Origin of the sequence: Weizmannia agrestimuris (assembly GCF_943193165.1) — a bacterium.
In the GTDB taxonomy this organism is placed as follows: domain Bacteria; phylum Bacillota; class Bacilli; order Bacillales; family Bacillaceae_C; genus Weizmannia; species Weizmannia faecalis.
Genome location: NZ_CALPDC010000001.1, coordinates 1 through 22,258, shown reverse-complemented (window position 1 = coordinate 22,258; position 22,258 = coordinate 1). Strand labels below are relative to the sequence as shown.

Below are 22,258 nucleotides of genomic sequence, written 5' to 3'. Positions count from 1 at the left end.
GAAAAAGCCGGATGAACCCCGGCTGTTGTTTTACTGCCCGTATTTTAATGCCTGGATCGCTTTTTTCCGGTTCTTGCTTTTAAAAATATTGGAGCCCGCAACCAGCACCGTTGCACCGGCCTGTGTGCATTTTTGCGCTGTTTCCGGATGGATGCCGCCGTCGACTTCAATGTCAAATGCAAGCCCCTGCTCTTTTTTTAAACGGTGCAGTTTTTCAATTTTCGGGACAACGGATTCAATAAAAGCCTGTCCGCCAAACCCGGGATTGACCGTCATCAGCAATACAAGGCCGACATCCCCCAGTATGGGCGCAATCCATTCGACCGGTGTGGCGGGATTTAAGACAACGCCGGGATTTACACCAAGGGACCGGATTTCCTGGATCGTCCGGTGGAGATGCCTGCACGCTTCCACATGGACAGAAATTGTATCCGCCCCTGCTTTCGCAAAAGCTTCCAAATACTGGTCCGGATTTTCAATCATTAAATGGACGTCGAGCGGAAGCTTTGTGACCGGCCGCACCGCCCCAACAACGAGCGGCCCCATCGTAATGTTCGGCACAAAATGGCCGTCCATTACATCAATATGGATCCAGTCCGCCCCGCCTTCCTCCACATCTTTAATTTCCTCTCCCAGTTTTGCAAAATTTGCAGACAAAATAGAAGGTGCGATTTTTACCATCGTCAATACCTCGGCTTTCTGTTTTTAATTTCCTGAAGAAACTGGATGTAATGGCTGTACCGGAATGAAGCGATCTCCCCTTCGGCCAAAGCGGCTTTTACCGCACAATGCGGCTCGTTTTCATGCAGACAGCCACGGAACTTGCAGCCGGCCGATTTTTCACTGATTTCCGGAAAATAGGCCCCGAGCTCCGTGAATTCCACGCCGGCGAAGTCGAGTGAGCTGAAACCCGGCGTATCCGCGACGAGCCCGCCTCCGACCGGCAATAGTTCAACATGGCGGGTAGTGTGCTTCCCTCTGCCCAGATGCGTGGAAATTTCATTTGTTTTTAAACCCAAAGCAGGGTCCAGACGGTTGAGAATGGACGTTTTCCCCACTCCGGACTGGCCGCAAAAGACGGTGATTTTTCCTTTCAATGCCGAAAGCAAAGCATCTGCCCCTTCGCCTGCTTTCGCCGACGACAAAATAACCGGGTAACCGATTTGCCGGTATACTGCAAGCGTCTCGAGCAGCTTTTCTTTTTCATCCGCGCCCAAGAGATCGCATTTTGTGATCAGAATAAGCGGCCGAATCAGGTTCTTTTCAATTGGGACTAAAAAACGGTCCAAAAGCAGCGTAGAAAAGGCTGGTTCTTTTGCGGAAAAAACCAAAACAGCCTGATCCACATTGGCAATCGGTGGACGGACGAGTTCATTCTTTCTTTCGCCGATGTCCAAAATATAACCTTCCCGCCCGTTTTCTTTTTGGAATTCGACATGGTCCCCGACGAGCGGGGTGATTTTCCTTTTCCGGAAGACACCTCTGCCCCTGCATTGGTAAATTTCGCCGTCTTCACGATTTTTCACATAGTAAAAGCCGCTTAAAGCCTTGATGATTTTTCCTTCTGCCATACATCCACCTCCATCTCTCCGACATTTTCAAACCAGGGGAGGCGCCGGGTTACGGCCCGGCGCTTTCTCAGTTAAGAAAGGATAAATTTTTCAATTTCTACTTTCCTAACGCATAAATGCAACGACGGCGCTGCTCTCGCCTAAGGATGGGACGCCCGCGTTTTCTTAATTTGGATACGGAACGGTCTCTTCGGCGATGACTTTGCCATCCCTCATGATTTTGTATGTCGCCTCTTTCCCGTATTCAATCGTGAACTCCAGCTGTTTTTTCACCGTTTTCGTAATCTCAAACGTTTGAACAGGTGCGGACATCGAATGGTTCATGTCTTCAATAAAAATTTGCACTTCCTGTTTCGGGTTTTCTTGTGCAGATGCATCTGTTTTGCCGCCGGAATCGTTTCCGTTTGATTCGCTGTTGCTGTCACCGGACTGGCTGTTTCCGTCCGACCCGGAACTTTCGCTATTGTTTTCATTTGTGCTCCCGGCGGAATCCGTGTCCGGCTCATACGGGATCGTTACTTCCTTTGTGACCGTCTTTGGCGGCATTTCTTTCTGTCCTTTGCTGATGGTCACTTTTACGACCGAGCCTTTTTTCAGCTCGGTTCCCGGCTGCGGGGATTGCGAAATGACATGGTCCTTTTTCACGGTATCCGAATAATCTTTTCCGGCATATTCAATGGAAAAACCGGATGTTTTTTCATATGCGTCCAGCTGTTTTTTTGAAAATCCAGTTAAATCCCCGACTGCATAAATTTCCGGGCCTTTGCTTACAGTAAAGGTAAGCACCGTGCTTTCGGGCACCACTTTTTTATCGGGCGCGGGATCCTGTGATATAATGGTCCCTTGCGCACTGTCATCGTATACTTCTTCTTTATCGATGTCTTTAAAATGTTCCCCAGTCAATAAATTCACGACATCGTCAAACTGCCTGCCGGTATAATCGGACAGGGTAAATGTTTCTTTTCCCGTGCTGATATAAAGGGAAACTTTTGTCCCCTCTTTGATTTTTTCCCCGGCTTCGGGATCCGTTTTGATCACCTGCCCCTTTGGTACCGTTTCGCTTGTTGTTTTAATCTTCTCCCCGGTTTTCAGACCATGCGCCGTAAGCACGGCGGCAGCAGCATCCGCCGTTTTGCCTGATACTGACGGGACGCTGACGGTTTTCGGGCCGAGCAGGGACGGCAGCAACAAGGCGGCAAGGCCGGCAAGCACGACCAGAAAGGCAAGGGTGCCGACAACGAACGGCCATTTTTTCCGCCGTTTTTTCTCTTTTTTGTCCCGCTTTGTGTCCGGTTTCTTTTCCTTTTCATTTTCTCCGGCCGGATTTGCGATAATGGTTTCTTCATTCCGGTCGGGGCCGGCAGCCACTTCGGAAATCACCGGCATAATTTTCGTCTGATCTTCGTCTTCCGGGATAACAAATTTCGGTTCATTCAGCCTTTCCGGCAGGAGTGCGGTGCGGATATCCTCCCCCATTTCTTCGGTGCTGTTATAACGGTAAAACGGATCTTTCGCCGTTGCTTTTAAAACAATATTTTCAACACTTTGGGGAATATCGGGATTCCACCTTTTCGGCGACGGCGTCTCGCTTTGCAAATGTTTTAAAGCAATGGAAACGGCAGATTCCCCGGAAAAAGGAAGCCTTCCCGTTAAAAGCTCGAACATCACGATGCCGAGTGCGTATATATCCGATTTATATGTGGCAACACCGCCCCTTGCCTGCTCGGGGGAAAGATAATGGACCGAACCGAGCACGGCATTTGTCCGGGTGATTGAAGTAGCGGATAAAGCCATGGCAATCCCGAAGTCCGTAATTTTCACAACGCCGTCATGGCTGATTAAAATATTTTGCGGCTTAATGTCACGGTGGATAATATGGTTGTCATGGGCATGTGCGATCGCCGCTGCAAGCTGTCCCATAATGTCCAGCGTTTTCTCAACGGAAACCGGGCCGTTTTGCTGTATGTATTGTTTTAACGTCATGCCCTCGACATTTTCCATGACGATATAATTTAAATCGTCCTCTTCGCCAACATCATAAATACTGACAATATTCGGATGGACCAGGCTCGTTGCCGATTGGGCCTCCCTGTGAAAACGTTGGATAAACTCCGGCTCATTTGCAAAATCCGGGCGCAGCACTTTGACGGCCACATCACGGTCCAAAATCATATCGCGGGCCAGATAGACGTTTGCCGTGCCGCCGCCGCCGATCAGGCTTTTGACTTTATAGCGGCCGCTGATCCGTCTTCCGATTAACATTAAGGGCACCCGCCTTTATTGCGGCCGGACGAAAGAAGCACAATCGTAATATTGTCTTCCCCACCGTTTTCATTGGCATAATCCACGAGCATGTCCGCTTTCTCCCCAAGCGGCAGATCTTTTTCCAGCACTTCTTTCATCACTTCCGTCGGCACTTTATTCGACAGGCCGTCTGAACAAAGCAGCAAAGTATCATTTTCTTCAAATACAATCGTTTTTAAGTCGGGCGAGATCGAATCTTCCGTCCCGAGCGCTTTCAGGATCACATTTTTATGTGGGTGATTTTCGGCGTCTTCTTTTGAAATCTGGCCGGTTTTGACCAGTTCATTGACCAGCGAATGATCTTCCGTCAGCTGCTGGAAGCCGTTTTCATTAAAAATATAGCCGCGGCTGTCTCCGATATTGGCGATGGAAATAAAGCCTTCGGTGCAGACCGCTGCAACCAGTGTGGTGCCCATTCCTTCGCATTCAGGGTGATGGGCGGCATGTTCAAATAAACGGGCATTCACCTCGCCGATCGTCTCGGAAAGCCACGCCTCCGCGGACTCCGCATCGGCAACCGGGCCGAATTTTTCAAACGCTTCTTTAAAACATTGCACCGTCATGCCGCTCGCAATGTCACCCGCACGATGGCCGCCCATGCCATCCGCAACAATCGCAAGGAGATCACCGCCGGCATTTTCAAAGACTCCCCCACTGTCTTCGTTATGCTGCCTTACTCTGCCCTTGTCCGTTTTGTAGACAGATTCCATTATACCCCCACCTTCATACTCTTTGACGTGTTTATCATCAGGCAAACCTATGCTTTACCGGCCTTTTTGCGGATGCTGGCGATGAAAAATCCGTCCCCGCCGAAGTCCTGCGGAAAAATCTGCATCCGGTATCCGTCAACGCAAGATTCCATTGCTTCCGGGACGTGCAGCGGATACGGTTCAAATTCCGGATGTTCCTGCAAAAATGTTTCAATCGTCCCTTCGTTTTCTTTCCGGTCAACGGTGCACGTGCTGAAAACAAGGATGCCGTCCGGTTTTAACAGTTCCGACACGCCCGATAAAATCGAAAGCTGGACCTGCTTTAGCGCATGGATATCGTCAACGGTTTTCGCATATTTGATATCCGGTTTCCGTCGCAGCACGCCAAAACCTGTGCACGGCGCGTCGACAAGAATGCGGTCAAAAGTATTTTTTTCAAAACGGGCGCCTGCATCCCGGCTGTCCATCGCAATCGCTTCGACCTGTCCGGTACCGAGCCTCTCTGCATTTTCCTGAACCAGTTTTACTTTATGCGGATGGAGATCGAGCGCGACAACTTCTCCCGTTCCTTCTAACTTTTCCGCAATATGGGTCGTTTTTCCGCCCGGTGCCGCACAAGCGTCCAGAATCCGCTGGCCTTCCTGGATGCAAAGCGCATAGGCAACCGCCATCGAACTTTCATCCTGGATGGTGAAGAGCCCTTCTTTAAAGCATGCCGAGCGGGCAAGATTGCCTTTTCGTGAGCGGACAGCTTCCGGAATAACCGGGCTCCGCTCAACGGTAAACCCTTCCCGCTCCAGTTTTTCGATGACTTCTTCCACGGATGCCCGGTTCAGGTTCACCCTTGCTGTCTGTAACGGCGGAATCAGGTTTGCTTCACACATTTCTTTCGTCGTTTTATAGCCGTAAGCTTCCGCCCATCTTGCCACAAGCCAGTGCGGATGGCTCGTTGCCACCGATAATCTTTCAAGCGGGTCTTCTATTTCCTTTAAACTTCTGAGCCCCCCGCGCTGGATGGCGCGCAAAACGCCGTTGACCATTCCGGAAATCCCGCGGTGGCCCCGTTTTTTGGCGATCTCCACCGCTTCAAAAATAATCGCGCGGTCAGGGATTTTATCTAAGTATACCATTTGATATAAAGACAAGCGCAACAAAATCCGCACCCAATTTTCAATTTTTTTGCGCAAAAACGGGGCGAGAAAATAGTCCAGTGTCTGTTTTCTCTGCAACGTGCCATAAGTGATTTCCGTAAGCAGCGCCCGGTCAGGACCGTGGAACCGGTATTTTTCAATATAGCGGTCAAGCAGCAAATTGCTGTACGACTCGTTTTTCTCCACTGCCTCCAAAAGTTCAAGCGCCGCTTCACGGACATTTTTCCGATCTTTACTCATCTTCATCTCCAAATTTCATTCCGGGTGCAAGGCCGCCCGCTGAACCGTTTAAAAATTGTGCAACCGCCATCCGTTTCTTCCCGGCAGGTTGCAGTTCCGTCACTTTAATGCCGGTTGTGTTGCCCGTTGCGACCACGATCCCGTCTTTTTCTATCGTGACGATGGTGCCCGGCTCCGCCTGCTCAGAAAGCGGCACTTTTTCGCTTTTCCATATTTTAAACGTCTTTCCGCCAAGCACGGTGTAGGCAACCGGCCACGGGCACAGCCCCCTGATTTGGTTGTAAATGACTTCCCCCGGTTTTTTCCAATCGATTTTTTCCTGGCTGCGCGTAATATTGTGGGCAAACGTCGCCTTCTGTTCATCCTGCGGCACCGGCGTCACTTCTTTTGCCAAGATTTTCGGAAGCGTTTCGGATAAAAGCACAGCGCCCGCTTTGCTCAGCTTGTCATGGAGGGTGCCGGCATCATCGGTTTCTTCAATTTCGACTTCCCGCTGGCTGAAAATGTCGCCGGCATCGAGTTTTTCCGCCATGTACATAATGGTGACGCCGGTCTTTTTCTTCCCTTGTAAAATAGCCGTATGGATCGGCGCCCCGCCACGCAGTTCCGGCAGCAGTGACGCATGGACATTGATGCAGCCGAACGGGGGCGCATCAAGCAATGCTTTCGGCAAAATCTGCCCGTATGCGCATGTAACCACAACATCCGGTTTGAGCGCCAAAATACGGGCGAGGCTTTCCGGCTCGCGCAATTTTTCCGGCTGAAAAACCGGAATGCCGTGCTTTTCCGCCTCCCGTTTTACAGGCGGAGGGGTTAAAACCTGTTTTCTGCCAACCGGCCTATCCGGCTGCGTCACAACGCCAATGACCTCGTACCCGTCGCGGATCAAAGTCTGTAAAACCGGCACGGCAAAATCCGGCGTTCCCAAAAACACCACTTTCGTCATTCGGCATCGGCCTCCTCAAAAACCAAGTCTTCCTCATCCACATAATCAATGATTTTGGACGTAAACAAAACGCCGTGCAGATGGTCGATTTCATGCTGCAAAGCGCGGGCAAGGAAATCTTCCGCTTCAATGGTGAACGCCCTTCCGTTTGCATCCTGTGCTTTTACTTTCACATAATGGGCGCGCGAAACCGTCCCATAAACGCCGGGAAAACTCAGGCAGCCTTCGACATCCGTCTGTTCCCCGCGCCTTGTTACGATTTTCGGATTGATGAGGTCAATCCGGCCTGTTTCATCCCCGGTATCGACAACGGCGATTTGCTGGTTGATGCCGACTTGCGGGGCGGCAAGGCCGACCCCGTCCGCTTCAAGCATCGTTTCATACATTTCATCCAGTACCGCTTTTAAAGACGGGCCGAATGCCGTGACCCGTTTGCATTTTTCCTCCAAAATAGCGGCAGGATATTTTACAATCTCCATCATTTCGAATCACTCGTTCCTGTTACATCATCATATTAGGATTGACATCGACCGCGATGCTTAATCCTTCCGAGGCAATCTGGTGCTGGAAATGTTCCAGCAAAACAGATAATGTTTCATTGAGCCGCGGTTCCCGTTTGTATTTTATCAGACATTGGTAACGATATCTATTTTTCACACGGGGTACCGGGCATGCCGAAGGGCCTAAAATCACGCTTCCGCCCGACACCCGGTTCCGCATAAAGCCTGCGATTTTTTCGGCTGCGGACATGGCTTTCATCACATTTTCATGGCTGACCGTAATCAGGGTGAGATAGTAAAAAGGAGGATAGGCGCCCACTTTCCGCATTCTCATTTCCTGGCGGTAAAAGCGTTCATAGTCCTGTTCCCCTGCAAATTGGATGCTGTAATGTTCGGGGGTATAGGTTTGGACAACAACCTCGCCTTCCAGCTGGTGCCGCCCCGCGCGCCCGCTTACTTGCGTTAAAAGCTGAAACGTTTTTTCAGACGCCCTGAAATCGGGTAAATGGAGTATCGTGTCCGCATTCAGCACGCCGACAAGCGTAATATTTGGGAAATCGAGCCCTTTTGCAATCATCTGCGTCCCAAGCAAAATATCGGCTTCCCCGTTTGCAAAGCTTTGCAGCATCCGTTCATGTGCCCCTTTGCGGCCGGTTGTATCGACATCCATCCGGATCACGCGCGCTTCGGGCAACAGCCGCCCCAGTTCCTCTTCCACTTTCTGCGTCCCTGTCCCGAAATAACGAATATGGGAACTCCCGCATTCCGGGCATGTTGCGGGCACAAATGTCTCGTAACCGCAGTAATGGCATTTCATTTCGTTTGTAGAGCGGTGATAAGTAAGCGAGATATCACAGTTCGGGCATTGCTGCACATACCCGCAGTCCCGGCACATGACAAAGGAGGAGTATCCCCTTTTATTCAGCAGCAGCACGGTTTGCTGTTTTTTCTCCAGACGGTCTTTCAATTTTTCAAAAAGCTCTCTTGAGAACATGGAACGGTTGCCTGCGCGCAATTCTTCGCGCATATCGACAATCGAAACCTCGGGAAGCGGGTGGTTGTTCATCCGTTTTCCCATTTTCAGCAAAGTATAGACCCCTTTTTGTGCGCGGGCAAATGATTCAAGCGACGGGGTGGCGCTGCCGAGTATGACCGGGCAATGGTGGTTTTTGCTCCGGAAAAGGGCGACGTCCCTCGCATGGTAGCGCGGGTTGTCCTCCTGTTTGTAGCTGTTTTCATGTTCTTCATCAATAATAATGATGCCAAGATTTTCAAGCGGGGCAAAAATCGCCGACCGCGCCCCGACGACCACTTTCGCTTCTTTGCGGGTAATTTTCCGCCATTCATCGTATTTTTCGCCGACCGATAAGCCGCTGTGCAAAACCGCCACGTCTTTGCCGAAACGGCTTTTAAAACGGTTCACCATTTGCGGCGTAAGAGAAATTTCCGGCACAAGGACAATCGCCTCTTTTCCCTGGTTCAGCACTTCCTGTATCGACTGGAGATAAATTTCCGTTTTTCCGCTACCGGTTACGCCAAAAAGCAAAAACGTTTCATTTCTGTTTTCGCGGACAGCGGAGAGGACCGGGCCAATTGCCTGTTTCTGCTCCGCAGTTAAAGCATGTGGCACGCTCTTTTGAAATTGGTGGCCGGCATACGGGTCGCGGTACGATTCTTCCTGTTTTTCTTCCAACCATCCTTTTTCAAGCAATGTTTTGATAACCGCCCGCGATACGCCAGCTGTTTCCGCCAGTTCGGGAGAAGGCATCTTAGCATCCGGATTTTCCAGGAAAAATTGCAGCACCTGCTTTTGCTTCGGTGCATTTTTCGGCACTTCTTCCATCCGTTTTTCAAGCTCGTCTTTGGACAGCGGGCAGAAAATAAGCCGGACCGTTTTCTTATTGGCTTTGCTTTTGACTTCGTACACGACTTCCACCGATCCGTTTTTCGCTTCTTTTTGGAGAAACGGCAGAAAGCCCTTTTGCTGTGCTTCTTTCCAGCTGATTTCGTCATGACCCTCAAACACTTCGTCAAGAAAAGGGTTGGCGCCCCCGTCCTGCCTTTTGATGCGTTTTTCATATTTTGCCTTCATCGCAGCCGGCAGCATCGCCTGGTAAGCGGAGATTTTCAGGCAAAGCGTTTCCTTCGCAAGCCAGTCCCCGAGCGCAAGCAGCTCCGCATTCAAAACCGGGGCCAAATCCTGCGGCGCAATGATTTCACGCAAGTTCTTCACTTCTGAACGGTCTTTTATGCCCGCAACAAATCCCTGGATCGTACGCGGGCCGAACGGGACAATGACACGCATTCCCGGCTGAATGGCCGTTTCCCATTTTTCCGGGATCCGGTAATCAAAATATTTATCTGTCTGCATTGCCGGTATATCGACAATCACATTTGCAATCTTCATTTCTTTTCGCCCTTTTCGATCTCGCGGCAGATTTCGCGCAAAATTTCCCTTGCCGCCTCATGCTTGGAAAGCAGCGGGAGTTCCCGTTTCGAGCCGTCGCGTTTAAAAATGGTCACGATATTGGTATCACCGGCAAAGCCGGCGCCTTCCCGGCTCACATCATTGGCAACAATTATATCCGCACGCTTCCGTTCCATTTTGTCGCGCGCATAGTTTTCGAGATTATCGGTTTCCGCGGCAAAGCCGACGAGAAAAGGCTTGTCCGGCCTTTCGCCGAGTTCTTTTAAAATATCTTTTGTCCGTTTCAATTCCAGCGTCAGGTTGCCCGGCTGTTTTTTCATTTTTTTATCAAAAACACGGACCGGCGTGTAGTCTGCCACGGCCGCGCTTTTAATGATGATATCCGCTTCTTTGTAGCGGCCCATAACCGCATGATACATCTCCTCTGCGCTCTCCGCTTTGATGATTTCCGTTTCGGCGGGCGGTGTCAGATTGTCCACACTTGTGACAAGCAAAACGTTTGCCCCCATATTGGCCGCTTCTTCGGCAAGCGCAAATCCCATTTTTCCGGACGAACGGTTTGAAAGAAAGCGAACAGGATCAATTTTTTCAATCGTCGGGCCGGCTGTCACTAAAACCGTTTTCCCGGACAACGGTTTTGGTCCGCCACCGCTGAAAAAATCTTTCAAAAGCGCCACGATGTTCTCCGGTTCTTCCAATCTTCCTTTTCCGGTATAGCCGCATGCGAGATGCCCATCCGCAGGCTCGATCAGCCGGTAGCCGAAGCTTCCAAGCGTTTCCAGGTTCCGGCGGACAGCCGGGTGGCCATACATATGGACATTCATCGCCGGCGCCACCCATACCGGCGCGGTCGTGGCGAGAATCGTGGTCGAGACCATATCATCCGCTATTCCGTTCGCCAATTTTCCAATAATATTAGCGGTGGCCGGCGCAACGAGGACAAGATCCGCCCAGTCTGCAAGATCAATATGGGCAATTTTTTCCGGGTGTTTCTCATCAAATGTATCGGTGTACACTTCATTCCGGGAAAGCGCCTGAAACGTTAACGGCGCCACAAACTTGCAGGCGGATTCCGTCATGATGACTTTCACATGTGCGCCGGACTGCGCCAGCTTGCTTGTGAGCGCAGCCGCTTTAAAGACGGCAATCCCGCCGGTTACGCACAATAGTATATTTTTTCCAAGCATCCATATGCCCCCTGTAAAATCTCAGTCAAACTCCTTACGACCATTCTAACAAAAAAGCAAATATAAGAAAAAGGGCTGACGCCATATCCGCCAGTCCCTGCTCTGTGATTTTCCGTATGATCGCGCCAGGATGCCTTAAGAAGCTGTTCCATCGTGTTTGATCCGGAGGACGCCGACATAAATTTCTTCAAGCGCCTTGCCGACATTTTTATCGGAAACATATTTTTCAAGTACTTCGTTATGCTCGTCCTGCAGCTGGCGGGCGCGTTTTGCCGCGATCGTGACAAGGGAATATTTTGAATCGATAATTTTCAATAGTTCATCAATGGAAGGATAAAGCATCTTATTCAACCTCCAGAATTTTTTTATACAGCTTCGCAACGCGTGTCGTCCGGCAATGTTCCGCGACGACAATGGCTTTGATTTTTTCGCAGGCGTTTTCTATTGTATCATTTTCCACGACGTAATCATATAAATTCATCATTTCGATTTCTTTGCGGGCTTTTTCCATCCGGTCGCGAATCCTTTCGGCTGTTTCCGTCCCGCGCTGCGTAATCCTCAATTCCAGTTCGGACAAACTTGGCGGCGCAAGAAAAATGAATAAGCCGTCCGGAAATTTTTCGCGGACCTGCCGTGCGCCCTGCACTTCAATTTCGAGAAACACATCTTTTCCCGCTTCCAATGTTTCCTTCACATAATCGACAGGTGTCCCGTAATAATTGCCGACATATTCCGCGTACTCCAGCAGTTTTCCCTGCCTGATCAGTTCTTCAAATTCTTCGCGTTCTTTGAAAAAATAATCCACCCCGTCGATTTCACCTTCCCGCGGTTTTCTCGTCGTCATTGAGATGGAATATTCAAATTTCGTATCCGGCTGCGAAAAAATGGCTTTCCGTACGGTCCCTTTCCCGACACCGGACGGACCGGATAACACAATGAGCAATCCTTTTTTCTTCAACGCTATACCTCCTCGCCATCTGTTTCCCCGTCCGTAACACGGTGCGCCACTGTTTCCGGCTGAACTGCGGAGAGAATCACATGGCCGCTGTCCATCGTTACCACTGCCCGGGTTTTTCTGCCGTATGTCGCATCGATTAAAGTGCCACGCTCGCGTGCATCCTGAATGAGCCGCTTAATCGGCGCTGATTCCGGGCTTACAATGGAAATGATGCGGTTTGCCGAAATGATATTGCCAAAGCCGATATTAATGAGTTTTACCACCTGCATCCTCTCCCGCTCGTATACAATTGACTTCGCGCGAATCATTCTATATTCTGCACTTGCTCGCGCATCTTCTCAAGGACCGTTTTGAGCTCAACAACGGCTGTTGAAATACCGGAAGCATTTGCTTTTGATCCGATCGTGTTCACTTCCCTGTTCATCTCCTGGATCATGAAATCCAGTTTTCTGCCAATTGGCTCATCAAGCGCCAACGTTTCGCCAAATTGAATCAAGTGGCTCTCAAGCCTTGTTACTTCTTCATGGATATCGGATTTGTCGGCAAACAGCGCCGCTTCCTGGACGAGCCTCGCTTCATCCAGCCGGCCGCCTGATAGCTCCTGCATCCGCTTTTCAAGTTTGAATCGGTATGTAGAAACGAGCGACTGCGCCTCTGTTTTGATATCGTCCACCTGCTTTGAAATCGTTTGGAGATGTTTTTCCAAATCGGCTTTGAGCAGGGAACCTTCTTTTTCGCGCATAAGCCGCAACTGCCCGGCCGCCTCTTTGCAGGCTTCCAAGACAAGGGTGAGGATTTCTTCATTATCTTCCTCTATTTCTTCTATTGTAACTAAATCTTCGCGGTTTAATAACTCGCGAATGCCAAAACCTGATTCAATTCCGTATTGCTCACGGATCCGGCTTAAAAACCGGTGGTATTCGTCCAGCAAATCCCAGTCGACCCGCAGCCTGCGTTTGACAAGCCCTTCACCGGCAATGGTGACAAACACGTCAATACGACCCCGCTGCACATAGTTCCCGATGATTTTTTTCAACTCTTCTTCCACTTTGACAAGCTGCTTCGGCATCCTGATCTGATATTCGCAAAAGCGATGGTTGACAGACTTGATCTCAACTGTCACACTGAACTGCTGCGTCTTTCGGCGGCCTCTGCCATAGCCCGTCATGCTTAAGACCATCTTCTCACGCCCAATCTCTTCTTACATCTACCATCACGCCGGTTTTAACCTTCACGACTTTCATCGCGCCTGTCCCCGGCCCGGTGATAATAGCTTTTACGGAGATTATACCGCGCCCCGCCCATTTAGGAAAGGAAATCTTAACCGGAGCACCTGGGGAAATTTCGCCAAAAGAAAAAGTAATAGAGGATCCCCTATTACTTTTAAGATTATAGCATAATTCAAGGTTTTTTTCTTAAATAATATGTCCCCGCAAGCAAAAATGTCGGAATTGCACTCATGCAGAGGACGAGCAGCCAGTCTTTCGGCAATATCGGTAGCGTATGGAAAACCGGCTGGAGGGCCGGAACATAAATCACGGCAAGCATAAGCAAAACCGATGACAAAACAGCAAGCACAAGATAGACATTTCCAAACGGGTTGCGCGCGAGCACCGAGCGTTCGCTGCGGCAGTCAAACACATGGATCAGCTGGGCAAGGACAAGTGTTGCAAATGCAATCGTTTGGGCATAAGGAAGCCGGTCAGGATGCTGGTAATATACGGTCACAAAAGCGGCCAATGTCGCAATTCCGATCAGAAAACCGCGTGAAATCACTTTCCAGCCGAGCCCGCGCGCAAACACCCCTTCACGCGGATGGCGCGGATTCCGCTTCATCACATCTTCTTCCGGCTGGTCGAGACCGAGCGCCATTGCCGGCAGCCCATCCGTCACGAGATTGACCCACAGAATTTGGATGGGAACGACGGGAAGCGGCAGGGACAAAAGCATCGCAAACAGCATCACAAGGATTTCGCCGACATTGGAAGCGAGCAGGTAACGGATGAATTTCCGGATATTTTCGTAAATATTGCGGCCTTCCTGGATCGCCGCTTTAATCGTCGCAAAATTATCATCGAGCAAAATGAGCGAGGACGCTTCTTTTGCGACATCGGTTCCGGTAATGCCCATCGAGATGCCGATATCGGCCGTTTTTATGGCCGGTGCGTCATTGATGCCGTCTCCTGTCATGGCGACGACTGCCCCGCGGTTTTGGAAAGCTTTGACGATTTTTAGTTTATGGTCCGGCGATACGCGTGCAAACACGGAAACTTCGTCAATCACGTCTTCCAGCTCATCCACCGTCAGTTCGTTCAGCATCGCGCCGTCCACCACTTTTTCACGACTTGTGCGCAAAATCCCGAGCTGTCTCGCAATCGCTTTTGCGGTCACAGCATGGTCGCCCGTAATCATCACCGTGCGGATGCCCGCTTCCTTACATTCTTTAATGGCTTGTCTGACTTCCGGCCGCGGCGGATCGATCATTCCCTGGACGCCGAGAAAAATCAAATTTTTCTCCGCCTCTTGTTCATTTTTTGCCGTTTCGCCTGTTGCAAGCGGCTTGAACGCGATGGCGATCGTCCGAAGCGCCTGTGCAGCCAAAGATTCGACCGCTTTCTCTACTTTTCTCCGTGTTTCCGGATCAAACGATTGTTCCCTGCCGTTCCAGAGCACCGACCGGCTTACCCCGAGCAGCACATCCGGCGCGCCTTTTGTGATTACAAACCGTTTGCCGTGTTTGTCACGGATCACCATGCTCATCATTTTCCGCGTTGAATCAAATGGAAATTCCTGTTCAATCGTAAATTCTTTCAGCAGTAATTCCCTCGTTAAACCGGCCTTCAGGGCAGAAACGAGGAGCGCGCCTTCCGTCGGGTCGCCGTCTATGATATATTCTTTGTTTTTCACTTTCAATTCGGCATGGTTGCATAATAGCCCGAACGTCAACAGCTGGTAGACGCTTTTTTCCTTTAACGGGTGGATTTCCGCGCCATTGTCCGTAAAAATCCCTTTCGGCTCATAGCCCGTCCCGGACACTTTCCACGTCTTTCCCCCGCTCCATAAATGAGTGACTGTCATTTTGTTTTGCGTCATTGTGCCGGTTTTATCCGAGCAGATGACAGACGCACAGCCAAGCGTTTCCACAGCCGGCAGTTTCCGGACGATCGCGTTTTTCCGGATCATGCGCTGGACACCGAGCGATAATGCGATCGTCACAATCGCCGGCAGGCCTTCCGGAATCGCCGCAACCGCGAGCGAAACCCCCGCCAGAAACATGGAATACAAGTCATGCCCGTGCCAGACGCCGACAAGAACAACAAGGAGGGTTAAAAGCAGCGCCACCACGATTAAAATTTTTCCCAGTTGCTCGAGCCTTCTTTGCAAAGGGGTCGCCATCGCTTCGGCGTTTTGAATCATATCGGCAATTTCCCCCATTGCCGTCTGCATCCCGATGCCGGTGACAATGCCGATGCCGTTGCCGCGCGTTACCATTGTCCCCATAAACGCCATATTATGCAAATCGCCGAGGCCCGCATTTTCCACAGGAATCGGTTCCGTTGATTTCTGGGAAGGGATGGACTCTCCGGTTAACGCCGACTCTTCAATTTCAAGATTATTGGCCTTTACAATCCGGACATCGGCGCCAACCCGGTCCCCGCTTTCAAATTTTAAAATATCACCAAGCGTCACTTCTTTGGAAGGGATTTTTACCCATCGCCCGTTTCTTCGTACATTGACTTGCGGTGCGGAAAGTTCTTTTAATGCTTCAAGCGATTTCTCGGCCCGCCGCTCCTGAAAAAAGCCGAGAAACCCGTTAATCAATACAATGGCGATGATGGCGACCGCGTCGACATATTCGCCTAAAAATCCGGAAATCACGGTTGCGGCAAGCAGGACGAGCGTCATAAAATCTTTAAACTGGCTGAGAAAGAGCATAAGGGCAGATTCCTTTTCCGCCTCTTCCAGTTCATTAAAGCCGTACTGCCTGATTCTTTTTTCCGCTTCTTTTTCGGTGAGCCCTTTTTCCAGATCAGTTCCGAATTCCTGTTCTACTTCTTTTTCACTCATTTCGTGAAACATCATGAAAATACACTCTCCCCTGCTTCTGCCCATTATTGTCTTAATAGCAACATATTCAGCCCTGTCCAAAAAAATGATATAATTTAACATGCCAACGACTGACGCAATGCTTTATGCATGCGCGAAAGAATTGAGGAATGCGATATGTCATTTGACGGATTATTTACAAGAGCGATGGTAAAAGAACTTGTTGATACGATAAAAGGCGGGCGGATTAACAGAATCCACCAGCCGTACCAGAATGAACTGGTCCTTGTGGTGCGTGCAAACGGAAAAAACAGGCGGCTGCTTTTGTCAGCACACCCGGCCTATGCGCGCATTCAGCTGACGGATGAACCGTTTGACAACCCGCAGGACCCGCCGATGTTTTGCATGCTTTTAAGAAAACATCTGGAAGGTGCCGTGATCGAGAATATTCACCAGGCCGGCCTTGACCGCGTTGTTGTCTTTGACATCAAAAGCCGAAACGAAATCGGGGATATTTCCTTTAAACAGCTGTACGTGGAAATCATGGGCCGCCACAGCAATATCATCTTGGTCGACAAAGAGCGGAACCTGATCATGGACAGCATCAAACATGTCCCGCCGGCTGTTAATACGTACCGGACAATTCTCCCCGGGCATGAATATGTCATGCCCCCCGAGCAGCACAAACGGAACCCACTTGAAGCGGCAAAAGAGGATGTCACAGCAGCGCTCGACTGGAACAGCGGGAAAATGGACAAGCAGATTGTCGCGCAATTCGCCGGGGTCTCCCCTCTTTTGGCAAAAGAGATCATGCACCGGGCGAAATTTTCGAATCCGGAAGCGGTGACGGACGCGTTCTTGTCCGTTATGGAGCCGATTAAAAAGTTTGACCTCCAGCCGGTGATGATCATGGGCGCACAAAAAGAATCATTTTACATGATCCCGCTTGCGTCCCTTGGGGGCGAAACCAAAACTTTCCCGACTTTAAGCGCGCTGCTTGACCGTTTTTATGCCGGGAAAGCCGAACGTGACCGCGTCAAGCAAAAAGGCCATGATCTTGAGCGGTTTGTGAAAAATGAACTGGAGAAAAACGAAAGCAAAATCAAAAAGCTGGAAGCCACGCTTGAGGAGGCGCAAAATGCCGAACAGTTCCAGCTGTACGGCGAACTTTTGACAGCAAATTTGTATGCCGTGAAAAAAGGAATGGACAAAGTGAAAGTGCAAAACTATTACGATGAGAACGGGGCAATGGTTGAAATTCCGCTTGATCCACTGAAAACCCCTGCGGAAAATGCGCAAAGCTATTTTTCCCGCTACCAGAAAGCGAAGCATGCGCAAGTCGCGGTGCGTGAGCAGATCAAAAAAGCCCGGGATGAAGTGCTGTATTTTGAAAACCTCCTCCAGCAGCTTGAAACAGCCTCGCCGAAAGATATCGGGGAAATCCGCGAAGAGCTGGAAGAAGAAGGCTATTTGAAAAAACGGCACAGCCGCGCCCGGCGGAAAAATGCAAACAAAATCGCCCTCGAAAAATACGAGGCTTCGGACGGCACGGAAATTCTTGTCGGAAAGAACAACAAGCAAAACGATTATTTGACAAACCGGGTCGCCGCCCGCGATGAAATCTGGCTGCACACAAAAGACATTCCCGGGTCGCATGTTGTCATCCGCAGCAAAAACCCGGCGCCGGAAACGATTTTGGAAGCCGCATCACTCGCCGCCTATTTTAGCAAAGCGCGCCAGTCCGCTTCCGTCCCGGTCGATTATACGAAAGTGCGCTACGTGAAAAAACCGAACGGCGCAAAACCCGGATTTGTCATTTACGAGAACCAGCAAACCGTTTATGTCACACCGGATACCGACAAAGTGCTGGCCATGAAAAAAACGAAGGATGCATGAAAAACACGGAATATGTTGTAAACAGCGCAGGCCCAGGCATTGCGCTGTTTTTTTTGGTGAAAAAAATGTTTTCGGAAACGAATGATCTAAATAAATCCCAAAATATTGAAATGGCTGCCTTGATTTATTTTGTCAGATATTCTATCATTTTAGAAAACAATTTATATTTGGAGGTCTTCACATGGCAACTTTAGAAAAAATCAGCGCGTTTGCAGGGAAAACGTTCACCGTATGGGTGCTGATTTTTGCAGTCATCGCTTATTTATTGCCCCAGCATTTTGCGTGGATCGGGAATTATATCGTACCGTTATTGGGAATTGTCATGTTTGGGATGGGGCTGACGCTTGAATTATCAGATTTTAAAGAAGTTTTCAAAAAGCCGCTTGAGGTGGCGCTCGGCGTCATCGGCCATTTTGTCATCATGCCGCTTATTGCTTTTCTGCTTGCAGTCGGGCTCAACTTGCCGAAAGATATTGCCATCGGCGTCATTCTTGTCGGCTGCTGCCCGAGCGGAACGGCTTCGAACGTGATGGTGTTTCTCGCGCGCGGAAATGTGGCGCTTGCTGTTGCGATCGCCTCCGTGTCCACGATTCTTGCGCCGATTGTCACACCGCTGTTAATCCTGCTGTTTGCCAGCAAATGGGTGCATGTCAGTGTATGGTCTTTATTCCTTTCGGTTGTGCAAGTGATCATTGTGCCGCTTTTGCTCGGATTTATCGCGAAAAGGTTTTTCGGCAAACAGGCGCGTGCCGGCGCAAAAGCGATGCCGCTTGTCTCGGTTGTGGCAATTGTGCTGATTGTAGCGGGAGTGGTCGCCGGAAGCGCCGAAAAAATTGCACAAACGGCTTTACTCGTTTTTGCCGTCGTTATTTTGCATAACTTGCTCGGGTTTATCATCGGCTTTTTCTTCGCCCGTTTGTGCGGGATGGACCTTGCCAAGCAAAAAGCGGTTTCGATGGAAGTCGGCATGCAGAATTCCGGGCTCGGGGTAGCGCTTGCTACCGCGCATTTTTCCCCGCTTGCCGCCGTCCCGAGCGCGATTTTCAGCGTCTGGCATAATTTGTCTGGTTCGTTGCTCGCAAACATCTACAGCCGGATGAAAGATAAAAAGGCAGTAAAACCCGACGCGAACCCGGCCGCAAGCCAGCATGTGTGAGAAAAAGAGGGGCTGCCCTGCGTGCGCAGGCCGGCCCTTTTCTCTTATACGCCCCGTTTGTTCCCCCACACCAATGCATGCAATTGGGGAAGGACATAAGCATCATTCATTTCTTCTGCCTGCAAGGCCAGATTGATCAGCCATTCATATCTTCCGGTCAGCATTTTCGCTAATGCATCCCGGTCAGGCAAAGTAACATCCGGATTGCCGACTTGTAAATAGAAGGGAACAGGCGGATAGCGTTTATGGATCTTTTTGGCGTAATCAAAATCCTCTTCGTCGAAAACGACAATTTTTATGCAAAAATTTTATTATAATGATATTCTGGAAAATCAGAAAGATTTTGGAACTCATTATAAGCTCCTGCCTCGTTGTCATGTTTGGCAGCGTTTTGATGCCATAAGGACCTTGCACTTGGAGACCGTTGCTATGTAAAAAAGGCCGAGCATCAATTCACTTTTGCAGAAAACTTTTTCTACACCATTCTCTTGAAATTGGGATAACAAAAATCGCTGGGCCCGTCTTGCTGAAATAATCCCTTTGTGAAGAGATGAAGAAAGGGATGCCAGGTCCTTCAAAAAAATTTAAAGGCGAACAGGATTACGCCGTCAGAATCGTTCTAAGAGCTCTCTACATCAAAGAGCATCTTGGGCTACTTGGCCGAGATGCAATCGAACAGATCATAGAAAAGCCGTATCTTCAGTATTTATCGGTTTGCCTGAATTCCAGGAAAAAGCCCCATTTGGCCATTCTATGATGACTCGTTTTAGAAAGTGCTTGCGTGCAAATATCATCAATAAACTGAATAAGTGGATCGTTCCGGGAAAACAAGAACGCCAATTGGAAAAAGCATATAAGGAAAAGGACAACGATGATGATCATGATGTTTAAAAACATACCCCTTGGCATTTAAAATGGACAAGGGATGCCCAAGCCGGCAGAGAAAGGCAGAAAATACAGACACGAACCCGGCTGCAAGCCAGTATGTGCAAAGGGACAGCCCTTTGTTAAAGGTACTCCCCAAATTGTCCTGCATTACCTGCTGTTCATCTCCGCCACGATTTCTTTATATTTCTTTTCCGTCAGGCGGTAGAAAAAGCCGAATACAACAATGGTTAAAATGGACAGTGCTGCCGGATAGATGAACATAAGCGCTTTGATACCGAAAATGGCGCTTGCAGACTGGACGGCATTCGGCACATATCCGGAAATGCCCAGCACAAACCCGGGAATAAACCCGGCGACAGCCTGTGACAATTTGCGAAAGAATGTAAAAAAAGAGTAGACAATGCCTTCCGTCCGCTTTCCGGTTTTCCATTCCCCGTATTCCACACAGTCGGAAATCAATGCCCAGTTCAGGCTGTTGACAAAAGCATTTCCGAAAAAGGCGAGGCAGGCAAATACAATAAAGAGGACGGCATTATGGGCAAAAAACAAAGCAAGCAGATCGGCAACAGCCCAAATGGCACAGCCGAACATATACGTGTACTTTTTCCCGATTTTTCGCTGAGCAAAAGGGGCAAGGGCAATCCCGAAAAATGCGCAGCCCATGCTGAAAAATCCCATATAGGAAACGACGGTGACATTGTGCAGTACATACTGGCAGTAATACACCTGGACGGCCAGTTTCACATTGTAGGCTGAAATGGTAAATAAATTGACCAGACTGACAATGAAAAGGGGGCCGTTTTTGACAAGCGCCTTGTAGCTGTCTTTAACCGAGTGGTTTGTTTTTTTCGGTTCCAGTTCGACATGGCGCTCTTTTATATGCTTATAAGAATAGATTTGCAGCAATATACCGGCCGTTGCAAAAATCGCAGCCGCCACCGGATATCCGATTTTCGGATTGTCGAACAGGAGGACAACCGGCATAAAACCGACTGTTGTAATGAGCAATCCAAGATTGGCGCCGGCTTGCCTGAAAGCGGACAATTCAGCCCGTTCATTGGCTTTTTTCGTCATTGCCGGGGCCATTGAACCGTATGGTATGCTGGAAATGCTGTAGATGGTGCCGAAAGCCATGTATGTAGCAAAGGCCCAAATCACTTTTCCGTTTAATGAAAAATCCGGTGAAAGAAAATTCGTCACCGTCATCAGCGCCAGCGGAACTGCGGTATACAGAATGAAGGGACGGAACTTCCCTTTTGGCCCAATTTTTTTCCGGTGGTCTACAACCGTGCCAATGGTAAAATCCGAAAAAGCGTCCCAAATTTTTGTCACTAAAAATACCATTCCTGCAATGGAAGCCGGAAGCCCGAGCGTATCCGTGTAAAACTTGAGCAAATAGATTTGCCCGAGGTCAAACAGAAAATTATACCCGATGTCCCCTGCACCGTATGCGATTTTTTCCTTTCGGTGCAATTCTCCCGTTTGCGTGACCGGGTTTTGAATACCGGCGTGATCCTCCTCCAACCGGCTGGCATAATGGTCCATGTAAAAACCTCCTCGTATAATAAGTTTAAATCCAAAGTGGATGTCAATTTCCAGTTCATTCTGCTGCTCATTGACAAGTGAATATAAGATTTTGTATTCCGGGCTCGCCCGGAATACAAGTTCGGACTTGGACGCTTCGCGATGTTCCCGGATAATGGTCTTAGGATCGTTTGGGTCAATGCTTCCCCTCCTTGTAGCCTGACTACTCGAAAAGTCTGCATCCCCAGGTTCTTGCTTGAACGTCTAACCCGTAGGCCGTTCCTCCGGATCTCCGTGCTGGAAATGAGCAGTTCCAGGCAGCCCACGGCCCGGATGAGTTCTCATACGCGAGGCTGACAGATCGGCAAGCCATCTGGGGATATCCCGAAGCGTCCGATTCCATCGATCCCAATACAGAGAGGAGGAAATCATATGCCCTTATTTGTCGGTATTGACGTGAGCTCCAAAAACCTCGATGCCTGCCTGATGGATGGAATGGGGGAAACGTTGGCCACCCAAACGGTGACAAACAATCTTCCCGGTGCCTCTGAGTTAAGAGACGCCATCCTCCAACATGCGGAGGCGGATGACACCATCCAGATCGCCATGGAGGCCACATCTGTGTATAGTTGGCACCCGGCAATGTTTTTCCATGAAGATCCCGAGCTGAAACAGCGTCGTACAAAGGTGTTTACCCTGAATCCGAAGCTGGTGAGAAATTTCAAAAAGGCTTATGCCGAGATGGACAAGAC

18 protein-coding genes and 2 pseudogenes are annotated in these 22,258 nt (G+C 49.6%); 4 read left to right on the top strand and 16 right to left on the bottom strand.

Annotated features, from left to right (window positions below):
- Positions 1–30: 30 nt before the first annotated feature.
- From rpe to NFR98_RS00035, 14 genes are all read right to left on the bottom strand, one after another.
- A complete protein-coding gene (gene rpe, locus NFR98_RS00100) occupies positions 31–681 on the bottom strand; it encodes a ribulose-phosphate 3-epimerase (RefSeq protein ID WP_014095495.1) in 651 nt (216 codons plus the stop codon).
- A gap of 2 nt (positions 682–683) precedes the next feature.
- Positions 684–1,571, bottom strand: a complete 888-nt coding sequence (gene rsgA / locus NFR98_RS00095) for a ribosome small subunit-dependent GTPase A (RefSeq protein ID WP_019722004.1) — start codon at positions 1,569–1,571, stop codon at positions 684–686.
- 165 nt (positions 1,572–1,736) lie between these two features.
- Positions 1,737–3,833, bottom strand: coding sequence for a Stk1 family PASTA domain-containing Ser/Thr kinase (pknB, locus tag NFR98_RS00090; protein ID WP_035181809.1), 2,097 nt, complete (start codon positions 3,831–3,833; stop codon positions 1,737–1,739).
- Positions 3,833–4,585: a Stp1/IreP family PP2C-type Ser/Thr phosphatase gene (locus tag NFR98_RS00085; protein WP_014095498.1), complete on the bottom strand. Its 753-nt coding sequence runs from the start codon at positions 4,583–4,585 to the stop codon at positions 3,833–3,835. Before NFR98_RS00085 ends, pknB begins: the two co-directional genes overlap by 1 nt.
- Before the next feature lie 47 nt (positions 4,586–4,632).
- Positions 4,633–5,976, bottom strand: a complete 1,344-nt coding sequence (gene rsmB, locus NFR98_RS00080) for a 16S rRNA (cytosine(967)-C(5))-methyltransferase RsmB (RefSeq protein ID WP_017551493.1) — start codon at positions 5,974–5,976, stop codon at positions 4,633–4,635.
- Positions 5,969–6,922: a methionyl-tRNA formyltransferase gene (gene fmt / locus NFR98_RS00075; RefSeq protein ID WP_017551492.1), complete on the bottom strand. Its 954-nt coding sequence runs from the start codon at positions 6,920–6,922 to the stop codon at positions 5,969–5,971. Before fmt ends, rsmB begins: the two co-directional genes overlap by 8 nt.
- Positions 6,919–7,404: a peptide deformylase gene (def, locus tag NFR98_RS00070; RefSeq protein WP_035181825.1), complete on the bottom strand. Its 486-nt coding sequence runs from the start codon at positions 7,402–7,404 to the stop codon at positions 6,919–6,921. The genes fmt and def overlap by 4 nt, the downstream gene beginning before the upstream one ends.
- A 19-nt stretch (positions 7,405–7,423) precedes the next feature.
- Complete coding sequence (gene priA / locus NFR98_RS00065) at positions 7,424–9,829, bottom strand: primosomal protein N' (RefSeq protein ID WP_251459505.1); 2,406 nt, start codon at positions 9,827–9,829, stop codon at positions 7,424–7,426.
- Entirely contained in the window at positions 9,826–11,037 is a 1,212-nt protein-coding gene (gene coaBC, locus NFR98_RS00060) for a bifunctional phosphopantothenoylcysteine decarboxylase/phosphopantothenate--cysteine ligase CoaBC (protein ID WP_017551489.1), read from the bottom strand. Before coaBC ends, priA begins: the two co-directional genes overlap by 4 nt.
- 135 nt (positions 11,038–11,172) lie before the next feature.
- Entirely contained in the window at positions 11,173–11,379 is a 207-nt protein-coding gene (gene rpoZ / locus NFR98_RS00055) for a DNA-directed RNA polymerase subunit omega (RefSeq protein ID WP_014095504.1), read from the bottom strand.
- A gap of 1 nt (position 11,380) precedes the next feature.
- Positions 11,381–11,995 carry a guanylate kinase gene (gmk, locus tag NFR98_RS00050; RefSeq protein WP_014095505.1) on the bottom strand — a complete coding sequence of 205 codons (615 nt, stop codon included), beginning with the start codon at positions 11,993–11,995 and terminating at the stop codon, positions 11,381–11,383.
- A 2-nt stretch (positions 11,996–11,997) separates the two neighbouring features.
- Complete coding sequence (gene remA / locus NFR98_RS00045) at positions 11,998–12,303, bottom strand: extracellular matrix/biofilm regulator RemA (RefSeq protein WP_014095506.1); 306 nt, start codon at positions 12,301–12,303, stop codon at positions 11,998–12,000.
- Positions 12,300–13,175 (bottom strand): YicC/YloC family endoribonuclease, encoded by an 876-nt coding sequence (locus NFR98_RS00040; protein ID WP_014095507.1) that lies wholly within the window; start codon positions 13,173–13,175, stop codon positions 12,300–12,302. Before NFR98_RS00040 ends, remA begins: the two co-directional genes overlap by 4 nt.
- A gap of 221 nt (positions 13,176–13,396) precedes the next feature.
- The gene (locus tag NFR98_RS00035) at positions 13,397–16,078 is read right to left on the bottom strand and encodes a cation-translocating P-type ATPase (RefSeq protein ID WP_251459503.1); all 2,682 of its coding nucleotides are present in this window, start codon (positions 16,076–16,078) and stop codon (positions 13,397–13,399) included.
- 141 nt (positions 16,079–16,219) lie between these two features.
- Between NFR98_RS00035 and NFR98_RS00030 the strand changes: the two genes are divergently transcribed.
- Positions 16,220–17,938: an Rqc2 family fibronectin-binding protein gene (locus tag NFR98_RS00030; RefSeq protein WP_251459501.1), complete on the top strand. Its 1,719-nt coding sequence runs from the start codon at positions 16,220–16,222 to the stop codon at positions 17,936–17,938.
- 181 nt (positions 17,939–18,119) lie between these two features.
- The gene (locus tag NFR98_RS00025) at positions 18,120–19,094 is read left to right on the top strand and encodes a bile acid:sodium symporter family protein (protein ID WP_251459499.1); all 975 of its coding nucleotides are present in this window, start codon (positions 18,120–18,122) and stop codon (positions 19,092–19,094) included.
- Positions 19,095–19,138: 44 nt separating this feature from the next.
- Here NFR98_RS00025 and NFR98_RS00020 read toward each other — a convergent pair.
- Positions 19,139–19,402 (bottom strand): annotated as a pseudogene (locus NFR98_RS00020) (7-carboxy-7-deazaguanine synthase QueE); the annotation flags it as partial.
- Positions 19,403–19,576: 174 nt separating this feature from the next.
- On the opposite strand from NFR98_RS00020, the pseudogene NFR98_RS00015 reads away from it, so the two are divergent.
- Positions 19,577–19,976 (top strand): annotated as a pseudogene (locus NFR98_RS00015) (transposase family protein); the annotation flags it as partial.
- A gap of 153 nt (positions 19,977–20,129) precedes the next feature.
- On the opposite strand, the gene NFR98_RS00010 reads toward NFR98_RS00015, so the two are convergent.
- Positions 20,130–21,527 carry an MFS transporter gene (locus NFR98_RS00010; protein WP_251459497.1) on the bottom strand — a complete coding sequence of 466 codons (1,398 nt, stop codon included), beginning with the start codon at positions 21,525–21,527 and terminating at the stop codon, positions 20,130–20,132.
- Positions 21,528–21,938: 411 nt separating this feature from the next.
- Between NFR98_RS00010 and NFR98_RS00005 the strand changes: the two genes are divergently transcribed.
- Positions 21,939–22,258 (top strand): IS110 family transposase (locus NFR98_RS00005; protein WP_251459495.1); only part of this gene is annotated, 320 nt, incomplete at its 3' end.